This is a genomic window from Clostridioides sp. ZZV14-6153, from assembly GCF_020657855.1.
GTDB lineage: Bacteria > Bacillota > Clostridia > Peptostreptococcales > Peptostreptococcaceae > Clostridioides.
The window spans coordinates 139,007-161,586 of record NZ_JAGWCZ010000005.1; the positions used below are offsets into that span (position 1 = coordinate 139,007).

Below are 22,580 nucleotides of genomic sequence, written 5' to 3' on the forward strand. Positions count from 1 at the left end.
ATGTTGAATACTGAAAATAAAGACTCAATGGTTAGAAGAGTACTAGTTGAAAAAAGAGAAGGTTTTGACCTTGAGGCTAAAGCTTTAAAAAAGGATTTAGTGGAAAGTTTACACATAAGTAGTATAGAAGATTTAAGAATATTAAATAGATATGATGTAGAAGGAATATCAGAAGATGTTTACGAAAATGCAGCAAAGACAATCTTTTCTGAGCCAAATCTAGATGTAGTATACTATGAGGAAATACCAGAATTAAATGGACAAAGAGTATTTGCAATAGAATTTCTACCTGGTCAATATGACCAAAGGGGTGACTGGGCAGCTCAATGTGTCCAAATAGTAAATCAAGGTATAAGACCTGCTATCAATACAGCAAAGGTTTATATATTATCAGGTAAAATAACTGATGAAGAATTTAGCAAAATAAAAGATTACTGCATAAATCCAGTGGATAGTAGAGAAGCATCTTTAGAAAAACCAGAAACATTAAAAATGGAAACTGAGATACCAACATCAGTTGAAATATTAGATGGATTTATAGATTTAAATGAAGATGGATTAAAATCATTTGTAAGTGACAAAGGGTTAGCAATGACTTTAGGAGACTTACAACATGTTCAAAAATACTTTAAAGATACAGAAAAGAGAAACCCAACTATAACAGAAATAAAAGTTTTAGATACTTATTGGTCTGATCATTGTAGACATACTACTTTTATGACTGAAATAGAAAATGTAAAAATAGAAGATGGTAAGTTTAATGATATAGTAAAAGAAGCGTATCAAATGTATCTTAACTCAAGAGACAATGTATATGTAAACAGACACAAAGATATATGCTTAATGGATATAGCTACAGTTGCAGTAAAAGAATTAAAGAAAAATGGTAAGTTAAATGATTTAGACGAAAGTGAAGAAATAAATGCATGTAGTATAAATGTAGATGTTGAAGTTGATGGAAAGATGGAAAAATATTTAGTAATGTTTAAAAATGAAACTCATAACCATCCAACTGAAATAGAGCCATTTGGTGGAGCAGCTACTTGTTTAGGTGGAGCTATAAGAGACCCATTATCAGGAAGAAGCTATGTTTATCAAGCAATGCGTGTTACAGGAAGTGCTGACCCAAGAACAACTTTAGAGGACACTTTACCTGGAAAGCTTATGCAAAGAAAAATAACTACAGAAGCAGCTCATGGATATAGCTCATATGGTAACCAAATAGGTCTTACAACTGGACAAGTTGCAGAAGTATATGACGAAAACTTTGTTGCAAAGAGAATGGAAATAGGTGCGGTTATAGCAGCAGCACCAAAAGAAAATGTAGTAAGAGAAAGACCTGAAGCAGGAGATGTAATAGTTCTTCTTGGAGGAAAAACAGGAAGAGATGGCTGTGGAGGTGCAACTGGTTCATCTAAAGAACATAGTGAAGAGTCAATATTAACTTGTAGTGCGGAAGTTCAAAAAGGTGATGCTCCTAACGAAAGAAAAATACAAAGATTCTTTAGAAATAAAGAAGTTGCTCAAATGATAAAAAGATGTAATGACTTTGGAGCAGGTGGAGTTTGTGTTGCTATAGGTGAGATTGCTGATAGTTTAGATATAAATTTAGACTTAGTTCCTAAAAAATACGATGGACTTGATGGAACAGAACTTTCAATATCAGAATCACAAGAGCGTATGGCAGTAGCTATAAAAAAAGAAAATAAAGATAAATTTATACAATTAGCTGTAGAAGAAAACTTAGAAGCTACACATGTAGCTACAGTAACTGACACAGGATATTTAAGAATGTTCTGGAATGGAAAGGCAATTGTTGATATAAATAGAGAATTTTTAGATACAAATGGAGTAAAACAAACTACTAATGTTCATGTTGCTAAAGTAGATGAAGAAAATACATTCTTTGCTTCTAATGAAATCGTAAAAGATGTTAAATCTGCAAGTATGAAAGATAAATTTACAAAAGTATTATCAGACCTTAACGTTTGTTCTCAAAAAGGATTAGTAGAGATGTTTGATAATACAATTGGTGGTAATACAGTACTTATGCCATTTGGTGGAAAATATCAAGCTACTCCAACTCAAGGTATGGTTGCTAAGATACCAGTTCTTGGTGGAGAGACTAATACTTCTACAATAATGACTTATGGATATAATCCAAAAGTAGGAAAATGGAGTCCATTCCATGGAGCTTTATATGCAGTAGTAGAATCTGTATGTAAATTAGTTGCCATTGGAGGAAATTACAGTACAACAAGACTTACATTCCAAGAGTACTTTGAAAAACTTGGTAATAATCCAGAAAAATGGGGCAAACCATTCTCAGCACTTTTAGGAGCATTTTATGCACAAAGTAAGTTCGAGATACCTGCTATAGGTGGAAAAGACAGTATGTCTGGTACATTCAAAGATATTGAAGTTCCACCAACATTAGTTTCATTTGCTGTTGATACAGTAGATGCTAGAAAAGTAGTATCTCCAGAATTTAAAAAAGCAGATTCAAAAGTAGTAATGTTATGTGTAAATAAAGCAGAAAATGATGTTATAGACTTTGAAGAATTAAAGAAAAACTTAGATAAAGTAAGAGAACTTATACATGGAAACAAAGTTTTATCAACATATGCATTAGGATTTGCAGGTGTAGGTGAAGCAATAAGTAAAATGGCTTTTGGTAATAAAATAGGATTTAAGTTTAGTGAAGAAGCTGAAAAAGTATGTACAGATGATAAATTATTTGAAGCTAGTTATGGAAATATAGTACTTGAATTAGCAAATGATGATTTGAGCATGTTAGATGGATATAATTACATAGTGCTTGGAAGTACAGTTAAAGATGCTAGTATATTCATTAAAGGAGAAGAACTTTCATTAGATGAATTATATAAAGCGCATTGTAGTACTTTAGAGCCTATATTCCCAACTAAAACAGAAGAAGTAAAATCAAAAATAGAGACTATAAGCTATATATCACAAGGAGAGGCTAAAAAATCATCATTAAGTATAGCTACTCCAAGAGTATTTATACCAGCATTCCCTGGAACAAACTGTGAATATGACTCTGCAAGAGCATTTGAAAGAGCAGGGGCTAATGCAAATATAAGAGTATTTAAGAATTTAACTTATAAAGACATAGAAGATTCTATAGATACAATAGTGAATGAAATAAAATCTTCTCAAATAATAATGTTACCAGGAGGATTTAGTGCTGGTGATGAGCCAGATGGTTCTGGTAAATTTATAGCTACTGTATTTAGAAACCCTAGAGTTCAAGAAGCTATAAATGAGTTTTTAACTCAAAAAGATGGTCTAATGTTAGGTATCTGTAATGGATTCCAAGTGTTAATTAAGTTAGGTTTAGTTCCATATGGAGAAATAAGAGTTCCAAGTGAAAGTGCACCAACGCTTACTTACAATAATATTGGCCATCATCAAGCTAAGATTGCTAGAACTAGAATTTCATCTAATAAATCTCCTTGGTTAGCTCAAACTAATGTTGGAGATATTCACAATATAGCAATTTCTCATGGAGAAGGTAAATTTGTTGCTAGTGAAGATGTTATGAGAGAATTAATTGCTAATGGACAAGTAGCAACTCAGTATGTTGATTTTAATAATGAAGCTACTTATGATATTGAGTTTAATCCAAATGGTTCATTCTATGGTGTTGAAGGTATAACTAGTGCTGATGGTAGAGTGTTTGGTAAAATGGGACATTCTGAGAGAATTGGTGGGGAAGTATTTAAGAATATCATAGGTGAAAAAGACCAAAAGATATTTGAATCTGGAGTTAAGTATTTTAGATAGGATTCTGATAATTAATTGGTAATTAAAACATATATTTTAAATATTTAGACTTAGAGAGATGTAATAATATGATGATAATCATTTGATATTACATCTCTTTTTTACTTACATAAAAATATATTCTACGCAAGTCAAAATATAAGCTATGTTATAATTAATTATTAAGAGGAATTGAATATTTACTGGAGGATGAAAATAATTAATGAAAATATTAATAACAGGGTCTAATGGCCAATTAGGAAAAGAATTGGTCAACCAATTAAAATCAATCAATCAAAGTATGAATCAACCAAAATATACTATATTAGCTACAACAAGAGATGATTTGGATATATCTAATCAAATTAATGTAGATGATTTTATTTTATATAACAAACCTGATGTAGTTATAAACTGTGCAGCATACACGAAGGTTGATGTATGTGAAGATAATATAGAAATTGCATATAAAATAAACGCATTAGGAGCAAAAAATCTAGCAATCGCATCAGAAAGAGTTAATGCTAAACTTGTTCATATATCAACTGACTATGTATTCAATGGTTTTTCTAAATATCCATATAGAGAAGATAATAAAACTGAACCTAATTCTGTGTATGGAAAAAGTAAACTTATGGGAGAAAAATTTGTGGAACAATTCTCACATAAGTACTTTATATTGAGAACAGCATGGCTATATGGTGATGGGAATAATTTTGTAAAGACTATGATAAAACTTTCTTTAGAAAACAAAGAAGTTAATGTGGTTAATGACCAGTTTGGAAGTCCAACAAGTACAGTAGACTTAGCAAAGGTTATAATAAGAATCATGGAGACAGAGAATTATGGAGTTTATCATGCCACCTGTGAAGGTCAATGCAGTTGGTATGATTTTGCTAAAAAGATATTTGAATTAAAAAATATAGATATAAAAGTAAATCCAATTAAAAGTAGTGATTTTAAAAGTAAGGTTCAAAGGCCACAATACTCTGTACTAGATAATTTTATGTTAAAATTAATAGGATTAAATTCGTTTAGAGTATGGGAAGAGTCTATTGAAGAGTATCTAAAAGTATATGACATAGATAGGAAATAAATATACTGATTGTAGAAAATAAAATAAGATATTACATAAAATATAAATATTTCTTTTATTTATCCGATAATCATAACATGACAAAAACAATTTTAAGGATGGAATAAATATGAAGGGAATTATTTTAGCAGGAGGGTCTGGAACAAGACTATATCCTATAACAAAATGTATATCAAAACAAACACTTCCAATATATGATAAACCAATGATATATTATCCTATGTCAGTTCTTATGTTGGCAGGGATACAAGATATACTAATAATATCCACACCAAGAGATATAACAGCATTTGAGGAACTATTTGGAGATGGAAGTTCATTAGGACTTAAAATAACATATGCAACTCAGGAGAAACCAAATGGGATTGCAGAAGCATTTATAATAGGAGAAGAATTTATAGGAAATGATAGTGTATCTCTTGTATTAGGTGATAATATATTTTATGGGTATGGATTTAGTGAAAGATTAGAGAATGCAGTTAAAAGAACTGGAGCAACTATATTTGGATATCATGTTAGTAATCCAAATGCGTTTGGTGTTGTAGAATTTGATAAAGATTTTAATGTTTTATCAATAGAAGAAAAACCTAAAATACCTAAATCTAATTATGCTATACCAGGGTTATACTTTTATGACAATGATGTTGTAGAAATAGCAAAGCTTGTTGAACCATCAGATAGAGGTGAATTAGAAATAACTTCGATAAATAATGAATATTTAAGAAGAGGAAAATTAAAGGTAGAACTTCTAGGAAGAGGTATGGCTTGGCTTGATACTGGTACACATAAAGGTCTATTAGATGCTTCTAACTATGTCGAAGTGGTTCAAACAAGACAAGGATTGTACATAGCATGTTTAGAAGAGATTGCATATACAAAAGGATACATAAGTAGAGAACAATTAATGAAATTAGCCAAACCACTGATAAAAACTGAGTATGGTCAATATCTATTAAATTTGGCTAGTGAAGATATGTAATTATGGTAAATAAAATTTATTATAAATTTTATTAAGGGAGTTTGTTATAATGGGAAAATTTAATTTTATAAAGACAAAAATAGACGGATTATATATAGTCGAACCAAATGCGTTTTGTGATGAAAGAGGATATTTTATGGAAAGTTACAATAAGAAGGATTTTATGGAGCAGGGTCTTGATATGTGTTTTATTCAAGATAATGAGTCTAGCTCGAGAAAAGGTGTTTTAAGAGGAATGCATTTTCAAACTAAATATCCTCAAGGAAAATTAGTCAGAGTTACAGAGGGAGAAGTTTTCGATGTTGCAGTTGACCTAAGAAAAGATTCACAAACATTTGGAGCGTGGGAAGGAATAATACTGTCTGATAAAAATAAAAAGCAATTTTATATTCCAGAAGGATTTGCACATGGATTTTTAGTTTTATCAGAAAAAGCAGTATTTAGTTATAAGTGTACAAATTATTATTACCCAGAATTTGAGAGTGGTTTTATATGGAATGATAAGCAAATATCGATTGAGTGGCCTTTACAAGGAATTGAAGAACTATTCCTATCAGCAAAGGACAAAAAACAAAAAAGTTTTAAAGATATTTGTATAGAACGTTAATAAAATTTATTAGAATTAACATTTAGGAGAAAAATATGAAAAAAATACTAATAACTGGAGGAGCAGGATTTATTGGAAGTAATTTTGTACATTATATGCTTAATAAGTATGTAGATTATTTTATTGTTAATCTAGACTTGTTGACTTATGCTGGTAACTTGGAAACATTAAGAGAAATACAAGACAAGCCCAATTATAAATTTGTTAAGGGAGATATTTCAGATAGAGAACAGGTATATAATTTATTTGAAGAAGAAAAATTTGATATGGTTGTTAACTTTGCTGCTGAATCTCATGTGGATCGGTCAGTTGAAAATCCACAATTATTTATCCAAACAAATATTATAGGAACTCAAGTGCTTCTAGATGCATCTATGAAATATGGAGTAAAAAGGTATCATCAGATTTCTACAGATGAAGTCTATGGTGATTTACCAATTGATAGAAAGGATTTATTTTTTACAGAACAATCTACTATCAATCCAAGTTCTCCTTATTCAGCCTCTAAAGCATCAGCAGATTTATTGGTGAACTCTTACTATAGAACATATGGCTTGCCAACAACCATATCTAGATGTTCAAATAATTATGGACCATATCATTTCCCTGAAAAATTAATACCTATTATGACTTTAAATGCCTTAGAAGATAAAGATCTGCCAGTGTATGGTAATGGAGAAAATGTAAGAGATTGGTTACATGTATACGACCATTGTACTGCTATAGATTTAATAATACATAAAGGTAATATAGGTGAGGTTTATAATATAGGTGGTCATAATGAAAGAAGTAATATAGAAGTAGTAAAAACTATATTAAATCTTTTAGGTAAATCTGAGGATTTAATATCCTATGTAAATGATAGACCTGGTCATGATTTAAGATATGCTATTGATCCATCTAAAATAGAGAATGAGTTAGGTTGGAAGGCAAAATATGATTTTGATTCAGGTATAAAAGAAACAGTTAAATGGTATATAGAGCATGAATATTGGTGGAAATCTGTTCTATCAGTTTAGATTGGATGTTTATAAAATTTAGAAAGGGGAGTTTTATATTGAATGAGATAAGTTCATTAATTAATATATTGGCATTGACTCAATTATCTGGTAGCAACACTACAAATCAGTGTAACTGTACATATAATAATTCATCTGGATTTGATATGATTATGATGACATTGTTAAAAGCATTGTCACAAAATAATCAACAGACTTCTAATGGATATAATTTATTGTCTAATTCTGAAAATTTATTTAACGAGCTTGATAATGTAGTAAATAATACAGCTAGTAGGTTTATAGACGTTGATACAAAAGATAAAAATGTAAAGTCAAGAATTGAAAATGCTGTAGAGCAAGCATCAAAAAAATATAATGTGGATGCGAATCTTATAAAAGCAATAATTAAAGTTGAATCGGATTTTAATCCAAATACTGTATCTTCTGCTGGTGCGAAGGGTCTTATGCAACTTATGCCAGAAAATTGCAGAGATTTGGGTGTTACAGACCCTTTTAATATAGAGCAAAATATAGATGCTGGAACTAGACACATTAAGGAATATATTGATATGTTTGGAGGGAGCATAGAAATGGGATTAATGGCATATAATGGTGGTCCTGGAAGGATGAAAAGTAGAGGGGTAGAATCAATTTCTGACTTGTATAAAATGCCAAAAGAAACACAAAATTATATTCCTAAGGTTATGAAATATTATAGAGGGTAGGCTTTATTATGGGTATAAATATAGATAAACTAAACATAAGTCCAAGTAGAAATATAGAGGTTAAGAAACTGAAAGAAAATAATAAATTTTATGATAACTTAAACTCTGTAAAACAATCTTCTTCAATAGAAGATATAAAACGAAATCTGGAAAGTGTAAAAAAGGCAGGGGAAAGGCTTGTACTTACTCAAAACTATGGCGATATTAGTATATATAAAAATGCAGTAAAAGAATACCTAAAATCTGTTGTAGATAACATGTATTCACTTGATAAAAATAGTAGCTTTTGGGAGCATCAGTATTATAAGAATGTAAAGATTGTTGACAATAAACTTGAGGATATGACTAGTAAGTTACTTAGTGAAGAAAAAGAAAACATAGATATTGTTTCTACTGTTGATATGATACAAGGCTTGTTGATAGATATGTATAGATAAGGTTATACAAGGAGAAAAATTTTATGAATAGCAAAAAAGAGGATATATATGAATTGAATTTTGGGCAACTAATAGAAGAAAAGACTGGTGTTATAGAAGAAAATCAAAATGTTTTTAATGCAAAAGTAAACGTAGCTGTTTCTATAGGAAACACAACAGAAACAATAAAAAATATATTAGATTTAAAAGAAGGCTCTATAATAAAACTAAATAAGAATGTGGATGAAAAATTAGATATATATGCAAATGATAGATTGTTTGCTTATGGAGAAAGCATTATTACAAATGAGAAATTATCTGTAAGATTATCTAAAATAGAAGATTCAGATATAAATTAGCATTTTAAATAGTATCCCTTTAGGCTATTCTGTATGAGTTTAGCTAAGGGGATATTTTTATAAAAAATTTAAAATATGTTTAAATCATATAAATGTTTTTGTTTTCTGAGCGATAACTAAATTATAAGTATGTAATTTTGGAGGTGAAACTATGGATATTAAAAATGTAAGTTCAAATATTGTAGTGAATAATTATTTAAAGAATACATCAGGTGTAAAAAAAGTGGAAGAAGTTCAAAAAACTAGTAAAACAGACAAGATAGAGCTATCTAAATTTGCAAAGGAAATGGCAAGTGTATCAAATATGAGTGATGAGACTATTAGAAATAAAAAAATCGATGAAATAAAAAATGCATTGGAAAATGGAACTTACAAAATAAAACCAGAAGAAATTGCGAAAAAAATGATAGAGGATATGCGAGGATAAAGTCATGATTACAGACTTAAAAGTTATAATATATGAAGAAAAAAAGATACTTAATAATATGATGGAATTATTAAAAGAACAATTTGATTATATAGTTGTAAAAGATATAGAAAATTTAAATAGGTTAAATCCTGAGCTAGAAGATATTAGTAGAGAACTTGCATCTATAGAGATAAAGAGAAGACAACTTTTTAATGATGATATTTCAATGAGTGAAGTTGTTGAAAATAGTAATGATGAATATTTAAAAGAAATATATACAGACTTAAAGCACATTATTGCTTTAGCTAAAAATCAACAAGAATCAAATGATTCTCTGATAAAGAAAGAACTTATTTTTACGAAAAAAATGATTAATTTTATAAAACCAGCTGATAAACAAACTACAACTTATAATTCTTATGGAAATATTAGAAAATAAATATTGGGAGGAGAAATATGGCAGGATTATTTTCCATTTTAAATACAGCTAATTCAGGAATGAATGCGCATCAAAAAGCAATACAGACAATTTCTCATAATATAAGTAATCTAGATACAGAAGGTTATTCTAGGCAAAGGACAGAATTTGCAACAAATAGTCCAATGTATATGCCTAGTTTGAACAATGCAATTGGAAGAGGTCAATTAGGTACAGGTGTGCATGTAACAAATGTAACAAGAGCTAGAAATAGTTTTTATGATTACCAATTTAGAGCAGAAGCTCATAAATATGGTAATACAGTTTCAAAGTATGACTATTATAATACTATAGAAACTATAATAAATGAACCATCAGATTATGGTATATCTGCAGGAATAGATGATTTTTTTAAAGGATGGGAATCATTAGCAAAAGATATCAATAGTGATAGTAAAAAAAGTCTGGTGGTAGAAAATGCATCAAATCTAGCAACTTTAATAAGTGAGAGTTATAAGAAACTTGATAAGTTAAAAGGAGATATAGATGATAATATAGACTCTGAGATAAAACAGATAAATGACATGTTAAAAAGTCTTGAAGATTTGAATAAATCTATTGATGTTATATCTGGTTCTGGCTCTACTCCAAATGATTTGCTTGATGAAAGAGATAGAATATTAGATGACTTAAGTTTTAAATTAGACCTTGAAAATGGTGATGTTAAAAGTATGCTTGCAGATGGAAAATTAGAACTTAATGAATTAAAAAATGCAGATGGAACTTGGAAAACAGGTGTATCAGGAACCTTACAAGGCTTGTTTGAAATGCATGGTAAGATTGATACATATAAAAGCGATTTAAAAGACGTATCTGATGGATTAGCTAAACAAATAAATGATGTTTATAATACATCTGCTGGAATAACAGTAACAGATTTTTTTATAACGTCAAATGTAGCTGGTGAAGATATCATAAAGGTAAATCCAGCTATAAAGAGTAACCCAAATGAATTAAAGCTTACTGCTGATGAGGCTTCAAAGATTGCTAAGCTAAAAGATGAAAAAATAGATATTGGGGCAGTTGGTGGAAAAGTAAGTACAATAAGTGACCACTATAAAGCTTTTGCAGAAGTAGTAGGTTTAGATTCTAAAAAGGTGAATCAAGATGAAGTGAATCAACGTAAAATTATAAATAATATTGATAGCTCACGAATGAGTGTTTCTGGTGTATCTTTGGATGAAGAAATGACAGAGCTTATAAAAGTACAACGTTCCTATCAAGCTAGTGCAAAAGTTATGTCAACAGCTGTGCAACTGTTGGATGTTGTAATAAATGGAATAATTTAATAGAAGGGGGAATTTATAATGAGAGTTAGTACAGGTATGATGTCTAGCAGTTATCTAAACTCGCTACAAGATAATCTACAAAGATTAGATAAGGTTAATAGACAAGTTAATACAACAAAAGAAATAAACAAACTATCCGATAATCCATATAAAGCAATAAAAATATTGAACTCAAAAAGTGAAATAAAAACTATGGAGACTTATGTTGAGAATTGTAAAGATACAGCAAGTTGGTTAGAGACTACTGATACTTCATTAGATCAGCTTGGAAAGTTGTTGTCAGATATAAAGAAAAATTTAGTAGCAAGTGGTGATGGTGCATATTCAGAGGATGAACTAAAGACTCTTAGCAACTCAACTAATGAAAAAATGAAAGAAATTGCAAATGCTTTAAATGCAACACATGAAGGAAAATACATATTTTCAGGTTCAAATACAGGTGTACCTCCTGTTGAATGTATAGATAATGCTGATGGTTCAGTGAGTTTAAAGTTTAATTCTAGTCTAAATCTTAATAAATTAAATGACTCTTTGAGTATGGATATAGCTCAAGGAATAAGTGTAGATTATAATGTTAAATTGAGTAGTCTTGGATTTGACCCAACACAGGCTGACCCCTTTAAAGAGTTAAATAATATATCAAAAAAATTAGCAAATCCAGATGCTGATGCTATAAAAGAGCTGACAACAACTTGTTTAGGTGACATGGAACAACTAATAGAAAATACAGTAAATGTTAGGTCTATATATGGTACAAAAGCAAATACAGTAGAGGCTATGAAGGAAAAAAATGATGATAGTTTGATACAATTGAAGGATATTTTATCGCAAAATGAAGAGATAGATTATGGAGAAAAGCTTGTTCAATTAAAGGCAGCAGAATTAACTTATCAAGCTTCTCTACAAACAGGAGGAAAGTTATTTAATGTATCTATATTAGATTACATATAGTAAAATAACGCATATATGATGAAAGTTACATTGAAAAAAGGTATACTAGGATTTGAAAATCTAAGAGAATATGAACTTTTAGATATAGAAAATAATGATATTTTAAAAGAGTTTAATTCTACTGAGGAAGATTGTATAGGATTTATTGTTGTATCACCATTTGAAATTATTAAAGAATATGAGATAGTCTTAAATCAGGATACAATTGAAAAACTAGAAGTGAAATCTCCAAATGATATTATGTTATTGAACATAATCACTCTTGGACAGACGCTTGAAGAATCAACTGTGAACATGAAAGCTCCTATAGTAATAAATGTAAGAAATAATTTTGGAATGCAAATAATTTTACAGGATGAGAAATATTCAATAAGGCATCCATTACTGAGAGGTGATGGTGGATGCTAGTCATTTCAAGGAAAAAAGATGAAGCAGTACTTATAGGAGAGAGCATAGAAGTCAAAGTTGTAGGAGTAGATGGAAATAATGTCAAACTAGCCATATCAGCTCCTAACAATATAAATATACTAAGAAAAGAAATATATGAGAAAGTAAAGAGTGAAAATATAAAGGCTACAAATAAAAATATAAAAATTTTAAAATCATTAAAATAAAATTCTTGGAGGAAGTAATATATGTATGGAGAAAACCCTTATAGTTCTTATAAGCAAAATGCTGTTTTTATGGCATCAAAAGAACAATTGTTGCTTATGCTTGTTGATGGGGCAGTAAAATATACAAAAATAGCCAGAAGAGCTATTGTAGATAAAAATACACAAAGAGCACATAGAGAGCTTATAAGAGTACAGGATATATTTACAGAATTAATGGTTACATTGGACCAAAATGCAGGACAATGGGCAAAAGATATGTACAAAGTTTATGATTTTGTAAGATATGAACTTTCAAGAGCCAATATTAGAAAAGACATTCAGATAATAGATAATGTGTTACCTGTAATAGAGCAAATTAAAGATACATGGCATGAAGCTGATAAAAAAAGTAAAGAAGAAAGAAGTAGGTATAAATAATGGATTTAAATTTAGATAAACTAAATGAGTTATCAAAAGAAGAACTACTATTAATGCTTGTAGATGCTACAGTAGAATATACTAATATATCAAGAGTAGCACTTTTAAATAAGGATTATTTGAAAGCACATAGTGAACTTGTGAGAGTTCAAAATATATTTACAGAATTAATGACTACATTAGACCAAAATGTAGGACAATGGGCAAAGGATATGTATAAGGTTTATGAATTTATAAAAGCTGAATTAATAAGAGCTGATGTAAATAAAGATATTAAAATAATTGATGACATATTGCCAATAGTAGAACAGATTAGAGATACATGGCATGAAGTTTATAGTAAATTAGAAGTATAATTATGGATGGGGGGATAAATATATGTCAAGTATAAGTCCTATAAGAGTTACAGGCCTTTCAGGAAATTTTGATATGGAAGGTATAATAGAAGCTAGTATGATTAGAGATAAGGAAAAAGTTGATAAAGCAAAACAGGCTCAACAAATCGTTAAATGGAAACAAGAAATATATAGAAATGTTATACAAGAATCAAGAGATCTTTATGCTAAGTATCTAAATATAGATTCTCCTAACAGTATAATAAATAAAAACTCATATTCTGCTACAAGAATAAATAGTTCTGATGAAAGTATTATAGTAGCAAAAGGCTCAGCTGGTGCAAATAAAATAAATTACCAATTTGCAGTTTCTCAAATGGCTGAACCAGCAAAAGTGACTATTAAATTAAACGCAAGTACTCCTCTTGTTCAACAGTTTCCACCAAATGCTAATGGAGCTAGTTCTTTAACTATAGGAGACGTAAATATACCAATATCTGAACAAGATACTACAAGTACTATTGTAAGTAAGATAAACTCACTTTGTGCAGATAATGATATAAAGGCTTCTTATAGTGAGATGACAGGTGAACTGATTATTTCAAGAAAACAGACTGGTTCGTCATCAAACATTGATTTAAAAGTAAGTGGAAATGACAATTTAGCTCAGCAAATAGCTAATGATAATGGTATCACATTTGCAACTGATGCTGGTGGGAATAAAGTGGCAAGTGTATATGGAAAAAATCTAGAAGCTGATGTAACTGATGAACATGGAAGAGTAACACATATAAGTAAAGAACAGAATTCATTTAATATAGATAATATTGACTATAATGTAAATTCAAAAGGAACTGCAAAGCTGACTTCTGTTACTGATACTGAAGAAGCCACTAAAAATATGAAGGCATTTGTGGATGATTATAATAAATTGATGGACAAGGTCTATAGTTTAGTTACTACCAAAAAACCAAAAGATTATCCGCCTCTTACAGATGACCAAAAAGAAGATATGACAACTGAAGAAATAGAAAAATGGGAAAAGAAAGCTAAAGAAGGTATACTTAGAAATGATGATGAGTTAAGAGCTTTTGTTGAAGATATTAGGTCTGCATTTTTTGGAGATGGAAAAAATATTACTACTTTAAGAAAACTAGGAATCAATGAAAGTGAAAATTACAACAAAAAAGGTCAAATATCATTTGATGCAGATGCTTTTTCAAAGGCTCTTATAGATGATAGTGATAAAGTATACAAGACACTAGCGGGTTATTCTTCAAATTATGATGATAAAGGAATGTTTGAAAGGCTGAAAGATATTGTATATGATTATACTGGAAGTTCAGTTTCTAAATTGACTAAAAAAGCAGGTATAGAGAAAACTGCTTCTGCTAGTGAAAATGTATATTCAAAACAAATTGCAGAACAGGAAAGAAATATAAATAGACTAGTTGACAAAATGAATGATAAAGAGAAAAGACTTTATGCTAAATATTCAGCTTTGGAGTCTTTATTAAATCAATATAATTCTCAAATGAACTATTTCTCACAAGCACAAGGTAATTAGTTATGGATAAATTAGAAGAAAAAATAAATTTATATAAAGATATATCTTTACAGATTATAAAATTGATTGAAAAAGAGGAGTATAAAAATATAAGTAATAGATTAAATGAGAGACACAATATTATAAACAGTATAAGTGAAGTGGATAAAAATGATTTCATACAACTTTATAATGATATGGAATTAATTGCAATTGATGATAGAATAAGAAACTCTTTACAAGAACAATTGTCAGAAGTAAAAAAAGAGTTACATGAGTACAAGCTTACTAAGCAAGTAAACACAATGTATTATAGCTTAAATAGAGAAAAAGTAAATATTTTTAATAAAAAAGTATAAAGTTATAGGTTAACTTGTCCGATTATATAAATGAAGAATTAATATAAAAAGTTAAAAGTAGAAATGACAAGGATGTCAACTATACTAAGGAGGGTAAAATAATGAGAGTTAATACAAATGTAAGTGCTTTAATAGCAAACAATCAAATGGGAAGAAACGTAAGTGCACAAAGTAAATCTATGGAGAAGTTATCTTCTGGAGTTAGAATAAAGAGAGCTGCTGATGATGCTGCAGGACTTGCAATATCTGAGAAAATGAGAGCTCAAATAAAAGGTCTAGACCAAGCAGGAAGAAACGTTCAAGATGGTATATCTGTTGTACAAACAGCAGAGGGTGCATTAGAAGAAACTGGAAACATATTACAAAGAATGAGAACTTTATCATTACAATCTTCAAATGAAACTAATACTGTTGAAGAAAGACAAAAGATAGCAGATGAGTTATCACAATTAAAAGACGAAGTTGAAAGAATATCAAGTGCAATAGAGTTTAATGGTAAGAAGTTACTTGATGGAAGTTCAACAGAGATAAGATTACAAGTTGGAGCTAATTACGGAACAAACGTTTCAGGTACAACTAATAACAACAATGAAATAAAAGTTGCATTAGTAAATACTGCAAGTATAATGAGCAAAGCTGGAATAACAAGTTCTACAATAGCAAGTATGAATGTGGATGGAGCTTCTGGAACAGATGCAGCTAAACAAATGGTATCTAGCTTAGATGTAGCTCTTAAAGATCTAAATACATCAAGAGCAAAATTAGGGGCACAACAAAACAGACTAGAATCAACTCAAAACAACTTAAATAATACTGTAGAAAATGTTACAGCAGCTGAATCAAGAATAAGAGATACAGATGTTGCTTCAGAGATGGTTAACTTATCTAAAATGAATATATTAGTTCAAGCATCACAATCAATGCTTGCTCAAGCTAATCAACAGCCACAAGGAGTTTTACAATTATTAGGATAAAATAATTTTGTATATTGGATAGAGAAGAAGAGTAGGGCTTTGCTTTACTCTTTTCTTTTTTAGAAAATATAGCTTTGAAAGGAAAATATATATGTTACTTAGTATAGTTATGATTGTCAAAAATGAAGAAAAGATACTTGAAAAAACTTTAAAATCATTAACCAAATTAAGAGATTCTATAGATAGTGAACTTATAATAATTGATACAGGTTCTACAGATGATACTATAAAAATATCTAGAAAATACACAGAGAATGTATATTTTCATAATTGGAATAATGATTTTTCTAGTATGAGAAACATATCAATATCCTATGCCAAGGGTGAATGGTTACTTATATTAGATGCAGATGAAATATTAATTGATTCTTCAACTATTGTAAGATTTTTTAAAGATGGACTTGATAAAAAATTTAACTCTGCCTCTATACAATTAAAAAATCTTTACTCATATGATAAAAAATCATATGGATATTGTTCAGTACTGAGACTTTTTAAAAATGTTGATTTTAAATACCATGGTAAAGTGCATGAACAACCAATGTACAAAAATCCTATATTTAATAATGTTGCGGACTTTGAACATTATGGATATTTGTTTGAAGATGAAGAAATAAGGTTAAACAAAGTAAAAAGAAATGAAAAATTATTATTTGAAGAGTTAAAAGAGAATGAGAGCTCTCCATATATAAATTATCAATTAGGAAAAAATTTTATTATATTAGGAAAATATCAAGAGGCTTTAGATTATCTTGAGAAGTCTTATGAATTATACTCTAAACTAGAATCGGCACCTGGTTACTTGATAACAAGCCTTGTAAAAACATATTTATATTTAGGAAAACATAAGAAGTGTGAAAAATTATGTTTAAAGTATATTAAAAAAGACATGAATAATATTGATATATATTATTATATTGCACAAGCACAAGTGGATTTAGGTAAATATGAGAATAGTATAGATTCGTATAAAAGATATCTTTATTTATTAGATAATTATGAAATAAGTACACAAGCAAATAGTTTATTTTCTGATACTGATACTGTAGGGCTTAGAGATGAAGCTGTTATTACACTGATAAAGGTCTATTATAAACTTGAAAAATATGAGTCTCTAGTTTCAGAATACAATAATATTGAAGATATAGAAAAAAAGAAGAGTGTGTATTTTAGCTTATTTATGTCCTTATATAAATTGAATAGATTTGAAGATATAAAAAACTATTATAAGGAAATTTCAAATTCTAAAGTTGAAAGAAATAGTTTTTATAGAAACATAGAAGAATTTATAAATAATATAAAAGATGATGAAAAAGAGGCTGTATATAAAAGCTTTTGTGATATTGAAGGTAATTATGGACTTTTAAATCAGATAAGAACAAATAAACATGTATCTGTAGATACATGCAAAGAAATACTAAATGAAGAGAAAGAAATAATTTATGCATGTATTATAAAAATAGCTTTTGAAGAAAAAATTGATTTACTAGATATTTTTTATGATATGGAATATGTTTGGATAGAGAAATATCTAAAATATCTTTTAGCATTGGAAAGAAGTTTTAATTTAGAATTATATAAGTACATAATTAGTCGTCCAAACACATCAGAAATAGAAAAGATAAGAGTATATAAAGTTATATCGAAAGTAGTTTTAGAAAATATTAGCTTAAGTGATGAAAAGTATAAGGATATTTTTTATCTTTATATAATGTACTCTTATAAATACATAAAATACATATATAGTAATCTAAGTGATTTTGAATTAATAAAGTTTGTGTGTAATGATTTAGATAAATTTACTATAGAATTTAAGAATCTACTTGATACTAAGAATAAAATAAATGATGCTAATGAAAAATTAGAATATATAAATAATATGAGTAAATTACTAAATGAATATCCTTTTTATAACAAAATAATAAAAATACTTATAAATGAATTAGAAGAAAATATAAAAGAAAGTCAAGAATTTAAAGAATTAAAAGATAGCTTTATTATTAGTATAGAAAATATGATTGAAAATGGCAAAATAAATGATGCGAAATTATTGGTAGAAGACTATTCAAAAACATTTGTAGATGATGTCAAAATTTTAAATATAAAAGGGATTTTATATATGCTTGAAAATAAACTTGAGAAAGCTGATTTTATGTTAAAAAAGGCGTTATCATTAGATGTAGAAAATGAAGATACCATATATAATATAGAATACCTAAAAAATTTAAAAATAGGAGACTTAGAGAATGAGCATACCAATAACAGTTAATGAAAAATCTAAAAATACAATAAAAGATTGGCAATATACATGTGCAAATGAAGATATAAAATTTACAAGCATAATAATATTGACATATAATCAAATAGAATATACCAAATTATGTATTGAAAGTATTAGAAAATTTACCCCAAAGAATAAATATGAAATAATAATAATTGACAATAACTCTTCTGATGGAACAGTGGATTGGCTAAAGGAACAATCGGATATAAAATCTGTATATAATAATAAAAACTTAGGGTTTCCAAAAGGGTGCAACCAAGGTATTGAGTTAGCTAAGGGTGAAAACATATTATTATTAAATAATGATGTAATAGTTACTCCTAATTGGCTTTATAATTTGAACAAAGCTTTATGGTCACAAGATAATATAGGAGCTGTGGGTCCAATAACAAATGCATGCTCATATTATCAACAAATTGATGTGGATTACAAATCAATTGAGGATATGTTTATATTTGCTCAAGAAATAAATAAATCTAACATCAATTCATGGAAATATAGAGTTAAATTAGTTGGTTTTTGTATGTTAATAAAGAAATCTGTAGTAGATAATGTAGGTGTTTTAGATGAGCTATTTACACCTGGAAATTTTGAAGATGATGATTTATCTTTTAGAATGTTAGAAGAAGGATACAAATTATTATTATGCCAGGATACTTTTATACACCATTTTGGAAGTGTATCTTTTAAAGAAAATCGTAATAAATACACAGATATAATGGATATTAATAGAAGAAAATTTGAGACTAAATGGGGCTTTAATCCAGAATACAGTGGAATGATACGAACTGACTTAATTTCTGAAATAGATTGTAATGTAGAGAAAAATATTAATGTTTTAGAAATAGGTTGTGGTGTAGGAGCTACTCTTTTAGAAATAAAAAATATATATAAAAATTCATCCATATATGGAATAGAAATAAGTGAGTCAGCAGGTAAATTAGCAAAAAATACTGGAGAGGTACTGATAGCAGATATAGAAAAAGTACAATTAGATTATAATAAAAATTTCTTCGATTATATAATATTGGGAGATGTACTTGAACATTTAGTTAATCCATGGAAGATAGTCAATGACCTAAAGAGATATCTAAAGAAGGATGGTTATTTGATATCAAGTATACCAAATATTATGCATGTATCCGTTTTAAGAAACATTGTACAAGGTAATTTTACATATACTGATTCAGGAATTTTGGATAGGACTCACTTAAGATTTTTTACATTAAATGAGATAATAAGAATGTTTAATGATAGTAATTACACAATAGATAGTGTTTGTGCTACTAGAATGAGGATTTCAGAGGATGACAATAGATTCATCGATACAATGTGTAAAGAAAGCCATGAAAATATGAGAGAACAATATGAGTGTTATCAATATATAGTAAAAGCTTCTAATTGTGTAGATACTAGAAGATATTCTAGCGTTAGTATGGTTAATTTAAAATATGCTTTAATGAGAATTGATAATGAGTTAGATGTGGATGATAATTTAAGTTATATATTTGATAATTATAATATAACTGAACAATGTTTTATTGATGATATTGAATATTTAGTTGATATGTTTTCAATAAATAAGACAACTATACTAAATAGATTGGGTGCTGAGGCATTTAATAGAGGTCTGGGTGATTTTAGTATAAGTATGTTTATGATGGCTTTAAATATAGATAGAGATAATATTGACACAATATACAATATAACTACTGTATTGTGTGATTTAAAAGAATTTGAAATTGCTTATGACTTAATTAAGAATAGTAGTGAGAAAGTACAGAGTGAAAGTGATATACAAGATATACTTTATTTTATTGAAGGAAGAAAGAAATATGAATAATGAAAAGATATGTTTTATAACCTGTGTAAATGATGAAAGACTTTATGAGGAATGCCTTGTATATATAAATAGTCTAGATATTCCAAAAGATTTTAGTATAGAAACAATTGCTTTGAGAGGAGCTAATTCAATTGCATCTGCTTATAATAAAGCTATGAGAGAAGTAGATGCTAAATATAAGGTATATTTACATCAAGATACATTTATAATTAATAAAAACTTTATATATGATATTTTAGATATATTTAATAAAAATATTGATGTAGGAATGATTGGTGTAGCTGGAGTGAAAGACATACCTGTAAGTGGAGTTTGGTGGGATTCTGATAATAAAGTGGGAAAAGTATATGATAGTCATACAGGTAGAATGGATATTTATGAATTTAATAGCTTTGAAGGAGATTTTGATACAGTCATGGCTATAGATGGATTAATTATGATTACTCAGTATGATATATTATGGCGAGAAGATAAATTTGATGGATGGCATTTTTATGATTTGTCACAAAGTATGGAATTCAATCAAAATAACTATAAAGTTATTATACCAAAGCAAGATAAACCTTGGTGTATGCATGATTCTGGGATAGCAAATATAAGTAATGGCTATGATGAATATAGGATAAAATTTGTAAAAGAGTACATAGAACTTGATTTACATAGAGAAAATTTTTATGAATTTGATAAGAATAAAGCAAGTAACATACTTAAGAGTAATAAGTATGTAGTGGATTGTATGAAAGATGAACTTGAGAGAGAATTAAAACTAAAGAATTATAGAACTGTTTTAGACATTGTTTCTAAAGTTGCTCGTTTTTCTGTTTTTAATCACACTGGTTTGTATTCCTGTGAAAAATGTGAAAAGGCATTATTAGAATGTGCCAATAATTTACCAAAAGTAAATAATATAAAATTATTTAAGAAAAAAGATTTCAAAAGAAAGAGAGTATTACATGTTTTAAGTGAAGTATACTCAACAGGTGGTCATACAAAAGTAGTTAAAAATTGGATCAATAGTGATAAAGATTCTGTTCATTCAATTGTAACTACATGGCAATCAAAGACATTGCCAGATTGGTTATTAAAATCAGTAAATGATAGTGGTGGTGAAATTATATCTTTGGATTCAATTTCAGATGACTATTTAGAAAGGGCTGTAGCTTTAAGAACAATAGCTTACGATTGGGCTGATATAGTTATTTTATATATTCATATGTGGGACACAATACCTGTTCTAGCTTTTGGAATTGATGGGAAAATACCTATTTTATATGTTAACCATTATGATAGTGCTTTTTGGCTAGGTGCAAGTATTGCGGATGTTGTTATTGATTTTAGTGAAGTTAGTCAATTAGTTACATTGAATAAAAGAGGTATAGAGAAGTCTGAAATATTACCAATTCCACTAAAAGAAAAAGAATTGTTTTCAAAATCTGAAATTAGAAAGCAGTATGATTTGGATGATGATGTAACAATAATTTTAACTATTGCTAGTGAAAGAAAGTATAATAGTGTAAATGATATTAATTATTTTAAAATTGCTAAAATGATAATCGAAAATACGGATGACACGATTATTATTGTTGTAGGAGTTGATACAAATAATATCTATTGGAAAACATTAAATAGTGTTACAAATGATAGAGTTTTATGCTTTGGAACTATGGAAGAGATAGATGATTTTTATAAAATCTCAGATATATATCTAGAATCTTTTATGGTAGGAAGTCATATTTCAAAATTAGATGCAATTTTATATGATTTAATTCCTGTTAAATTCAAAAACGAAGTTTCACCAATTTTTACAAATATGTGGGATTTTATAGATAAGTTTGATTATAATAATATCAAAGAGGTTATAGATATGATAAAAAGATATAACACTAATGAATTTGATAGGAATGAGCTAAAAGAAAAACAATCAGAAATAAAACATTTTGTTATAGATAAACACTGTGTTGAAATAAAAAGTTATATAGACAAAATATATAATGAAGCTAATTATCATAAGGTTAAGTATAATTTACATAAAAATGATGAAATTGAAAACTATCAATTATTTGTAGCCTTATATGGTCATATAGTAGAAAATAAAAAGAGTTATAGGTGATA

22 protein-coding genes are annotated in these 22,580 nt (G+C 28.3%); all 22 read left to right on the forward strand.

Translation table 11 applies throughout. From position 1 onward, the window contains the following. Nucleotides 1-3,807, forward strand: a complete 3,807-nt coding sequence (locus KGF46_RS08570) for a phosphoribosylformylglycinamidine synthase (RefSeq protein WP_227861935.1) — start codon at nt 1-3, stop codon at nt 3,805-3,807. A gap of 202 nt (nt 3,808-4,009) precedes the next feature. Further along, entirely contained in the window at nt 4,010-4,882 is an 873-nt protein-coding gene (gene rfbD, locus KGF46_RS08575; protein ID WP_227839322.1) for a dTDP-4-dehydrorhamnose reductase, read from the forward strand. Nucleotides 4,883-4,991: 109 nt separating this feature from the next. After that, nucleotides 4,992-5,861: a glucose-1-phosphate thymidylyltransferase RfbA gene (rfbA, locus tag KGF46_RS08580; RefSeq protein WP_227839321.1), complete on the forward strand. Its 870-nt coding sequence runs from the start codon at nt 4,992-4,994 to the stop codon at nt 5,859-5,861. A 49-nt stretch (nt 5,862-5,910) separates the two neighbouring features. Continuing rightward, nucleotides 5,911-6,468 carry a dTDP-4-dehydrorhamnose 3,5-epimerase gene (gene rfbC, locus KGF46_RS08585; protein ID WP_227842647.1) on the forward strand — a complete coding sequence of 186 codons (558 nt, stop codon included), beginning with the start codon at nt 5,911-5,913 and terminating at the stop codon, nt 6,466-6,468. Between the two features lie 35 nt (nt 6,469-6,503). After that, a complete protein-coding gene (rfbB, locus tag KGF46_RS08590) occupies nt 6,504-7,487 on the forward strand; it encodes a dTDP-glucose 4,6-dehydratase (protein ID WP_227861936.1) in 984 nt (327 codons plus the stop codon). Between the two features lie 38 nt (nt 7,488-7,525). Beyond that, on the forward strand, nt 7,526-8,194 hold the full coding sequence (locus tag KGF46_RS08595) for a lytic transglycosylase domain-containing protein (RefSeq protein WP_227842645.1): 669 nt from the start codon (nt 7,526-7,528) through the stop codon (nt 8,192-8,194). An 8-nt stretch (nt 8,195-8,202) separates the two neighbouring features. Next, nucleotides 8,203-8,631: a YaaR family protein gene (locus tag KGF46_RS08600; RefSeq protein WP_227842644.1), complete on the forward strand. Its 429-nt coding sequence runs from the start codon at nt 8,203-8,205 to the stop codon at nt 8,629-8,631. Nucleotides 8,632-8,654: 23 nt separating this feature from the next. After that, the gene (locus KGF46_RS08605) at nt 8,655-8,969 is read left to right on the forward strand and encodes a FliM/FliN family flagellar motor switch protein (protein WP_227834892.1); all 315 of its coding nucleotides are present in this window, start codon (nt 8,655-8,657) and stop codon (nt 8,967-8,969) included. A 151-nt stretch (nt 8,970-9,120) separates the two neighbouring features. Beyond that, complete coding sequence (gene flgM / locus KGF46_RS08610; RefSeq protein WP_227839316.1) at nt 9,121-9,396, forward strand: flagellar biosynthesis anti-sigma factor FlgM; 276 nt, start codon at nt 9,121-9,123, stop codon at nt 9,394-9,396. Between the two features lie 4 nt (nt 9,397-9,400). Next, on the forward strand, nt 9,401-9,817 hold the full coding sequence (locus tag KGF46_RS08615) for a flagellar protein FlgN (protein WP_227856544.1): 417 nt from the start codon (nt 9,401-9,403) through the stop codon (nt 9,815-9,817). Nucleotides 9,818-9,834: 17 nt separating this feature from the next. Then, nucleotides 9,835-11,145, forward strand: coding sequence for a flagellar hook-associated protein FlgK (gene flgK, locus KGF46_RS08620; RefSeq protein WP_227850266.1), 1,311 nt, complete (start codon nt 9,835-9,837; stop codon nt 11,143-11,145). An 18-nt stretch (nt 11,146-11,163) separates the two neighbouring features. After that, nucleotides 11,164-12,096 (forward strand): flagellar hook-associated protein 3, encoded by a 933-nt coding sequence (locus KGF46_RS08625; protein ID WP_227839313.1) that lies wholly within the window; start codon nt 11,164-11,166, stop codon nt 12,094-12,096. Between the two features lie 15 nt (nt 12,097-12,111). Then, a complete protein-coding gene (gene fliW / locus KGF46_RS08630) occupies nt 12,112-12,504 on the forward strand; it encodes a flagellar assembly protein FliW (protein ID WP_227839312.1) in 393 nt (130 codons plus the stop codon). Then, nucleotides 12,498-12,710 carry a carbon storage regulator CsrA gene (csrA, locus tag KGF46_RS08635; RefSeq protein WP_227856543.1) on the forward strand — a complete coding sequence of 71 codons (213 nt, stop codon included), beginning with the start codon at nt 12,498-12,500 and terminating at the stop codon, nt 12,708-12,710. Before fliW ends, csrA begins: the two co-directional genes overlap by 7 nt. A 21-nt stretch (nt 12,711-12,731) precedes the next feature. Further along, nucleotides 12,732-13,127, forward strand: coding sequence for a flagellar export chaperone FliS (gene fliS, locus KGF46_RS08640; RefSeq protein ID WP_227839311.1), 396 nt, complete (start codon nt 12,732-12,734; stop codon nt 13,125-13,127). After that, entirely contained in the window at nt 13,127-13,483 is a 357-nt protein-coding gene (gene fliS / locus KGF46_RS08645; protein WP_227839310.1) for a flagellar export chaperone FliS, read from the forward strand. The genes fliS (KGF46_RS08640) and fliS (KGF46_RS08645) overlap by 1 nt, the downstream gene beginning before the upstream one ends. A gap of 22 nt (nt 13,484-13,505) precedes the next feature. Then, complete coding sequence (gene fliD, locus KGF46_RS08650; RefSeq protein ID WP_227842641.1) at nt 13,506-15,029, forward strand: flagellar filament capping protein FliD; 1,524 nt, start codon at nt 13,506-13,508, stop codon at nt 15,027-15,029. A 2-nt stretch (nt 15,030-15,031) separates the two neighbouring features. Then, on the forward strand, nt 15,032-15,367 hold the full coding sequence (locus KGF46_RS08655; RefSeq protein ID WP_227839308.1) for a flagellar protein FliT: 336 nt from the start codon (nt 15,032-15,034) through the stop codon (nt 15,365-15,367). A 101-nt stretch (nt 15,368-15,468) separates the two neighbouring features. Then, on the forward strand, nt 15,469-16,341 hold the full coding sequence (locus KGF46_RS08660; protein WP_227842639.1) for a flagellin: 873 nt from the start codon (nt 15,469-15,471) through the stop codon (nt 16,339-16,341). Between the two features lie 91 nt (nt 16,342-16,432). Continuing rightward, nucleotides 16,433-18,610, forward strand: coding sequence for a glycosyltransferase (locus KGF46_RS08665; protein ID WP_227850267.1), 2,178 nt, complete (start codon nt 16,433-16,435; stop codon nt 18,608-18,610). Beyond that, entirely contained in the window at nt 18,588-20,468 is a 1,881-nt protein-coding gene (locus KGF46_RS08670; protein ID WP_227839305.1) for a bifunctional glycosyltransferase family 2 protein/class I SAM-dependent methyltransferase, read from the forward strand. Before KGF46_RS08665 ends, KGF46_RS08670 begins: the two co-directional genes overlap by 23 nt. Beyond that, nucleotides 20,461-22,578, forward strand: coding sequence for a glycosyltransferase family protein (locus KGF46_RS08675; RefSeq protein WP_227842637.1), 2,118 nt, complete (start codon nt 20,461-20,463; stop codon nt 22,576-22,578). Before KGF46_RS08670 ends, KGF46_RS08675 begins: the two co-directional genes overlap by 8 nt. The last annotated feature ends 2 nt before the right edge of the window (nt 22,579-22,580 follow it).

What these genes read in the sequence shown, in the direction of transcription:
- KGF46_RS08570 (WP_227861935.1), top strand. Translation starts at nt 1, where the DNA reads ATGTTGAATACTGAAAATAAAGACTCAATGGTTAGAAGAGTACTAGTT.
- rfbD (WP_227839322.1), top strand. Translation starts at nt 4,010, where the DNA reads ATGAAAATATTAATAACAGGGTCTAATGGCCAATTAGGAAAAGAATTG.
- rfbA (WP_227839321.1), top strand. Translation starts at nt 4,992, where the DNA reads ATGAAGGGAATTATTTTAGCAGGAGGGTCTGGAACAAGACTATATCCT.
- rfbC (WP_227842647.1), top strand. Translation starts at nt 5,911, where the DNA reads ATGGGAAAATTTAATTTTATAAAGACAAAAATAGACGGATTATATATA.
- rfbB (WP_227861936.1), top strand. Translation starts at nt 6,504, where the DNA reads ATGAAAAAAATACTAATAACTGGAGGAGCAGGATTTATTGGAAGTAAT.
- KGF46_RS08600 (WP_227842644.1), top strand. Translation starts at nt 8,203, where the DNA reads ATGGGTATAAATATAGATAAACTAAACATAAGTCCAAGTAGAAATATA.
- KGF46_RS08605 (WP_227834892.1), top strand. Translation starts at nt 8,655, where the DNA reads ATGAATAGCAAAAAAGAGGATATATATGAATTGAATTTTGGGCAACTA.
- flgM (WP_227839316.1), top strand. Translation starts at nt 9,121, where the DNA reads ATGGATATTAAAAATGTAAGTTCAAATATTGTAGTGAATAATTATTTA.
- KGF46_RS08615 (WP_227856544.1), top strand. Translation starts at nt 9,401, where the DNA reads ATGATTACAGACTTAAAAGTTATAATATATGAAGAAAAAAAGATACTT.
- flgK (WP_227850266.1), top strand. Translation starts at nt 9,835, where the DNA reads ATGGCAGGATTATTTTCCATTTTAAATACAGCTAATTCAGGAATGAAT.
- KGF46_RS08625 (WP_227839313.1), top strand. Translation starts at nt 11,164, where the DNA reads ATGAGAGTTAGTACAGGTATGATGTCTAGCAGTTATCTAAACTCGCTA.
- fliW (WP_227839312.1), top strand. Translation starts at nt 12,112, where the DNA reads ATGATGAAAGTTACATTGAAAAAAGGTATACTAGGATTTGAAAATCTA.
- csrA (WP_227856543.1), top strand. Translation starts at nt 12,498, where the DNA reads ATGCTAGTCATTTCAAGGAAAAAAGATGAAGCAGTACTTATAGGAGAG.
- fliS (WP_227839311.1), top strand. Translation starts at nt 12,732, where the DNA reads ATGTATGGAGAAAACCCTTATAGTTCTTATAAGCAAAATGCTGTTTTT.
- fliS (WP_227839310.1), top strand. Translation starts at nt 13,127, where the DNA reads ATGGATTTAAATTTAGATAAACTAAATGAGTTATCAAAAGAAGAACTA.
- fliD (WP_227842641.1), top strand. Translation starts at nt 13,506, where the DNA reads ATGTCAAGTATAAGTCCTATAAGAGTTACAGGCCTTTCAGGAAATTTT.
- KGF46_RS08655 (WP_227839308.1), top strand. Translation starts at nt 15,032, where the DNA reads ATGGATAAATTAGAAGAAAAAATAAATTTATATAAAGATATATCTTTA.
- KGF46_RS08660 (WP_227842639.1), top strand. Translation starts at nt 15,469, where the DNA reads ATGAGAGTTAATACAAATGTAAGTGCTTTAATAGCAAACAATCAAATG.
- KGF46_RS08665 (WP_227850267.1), top strand. Translation starts at nt 16,433, where the DNA reads ATGTTACTTAGTATAGTTATGATTGTCAAAAATGAAGAAAAGATACTT.
- KGF46_RS08670 (WP_227839305.1), top strand. Translation starts at nt 18,588, where the DNA reads ATGAGCATACCAATAACAGTTAATGAAAAATCTAAAAATACAATAAAA.
- KGF46_RS08675 (WP_227842637.1), top strand. Translation starts at nt 20,461, where the DNA reads ATGAATAATGAAAAGATATGTTTTATAACCTGTGTAAATGATGAAAGA.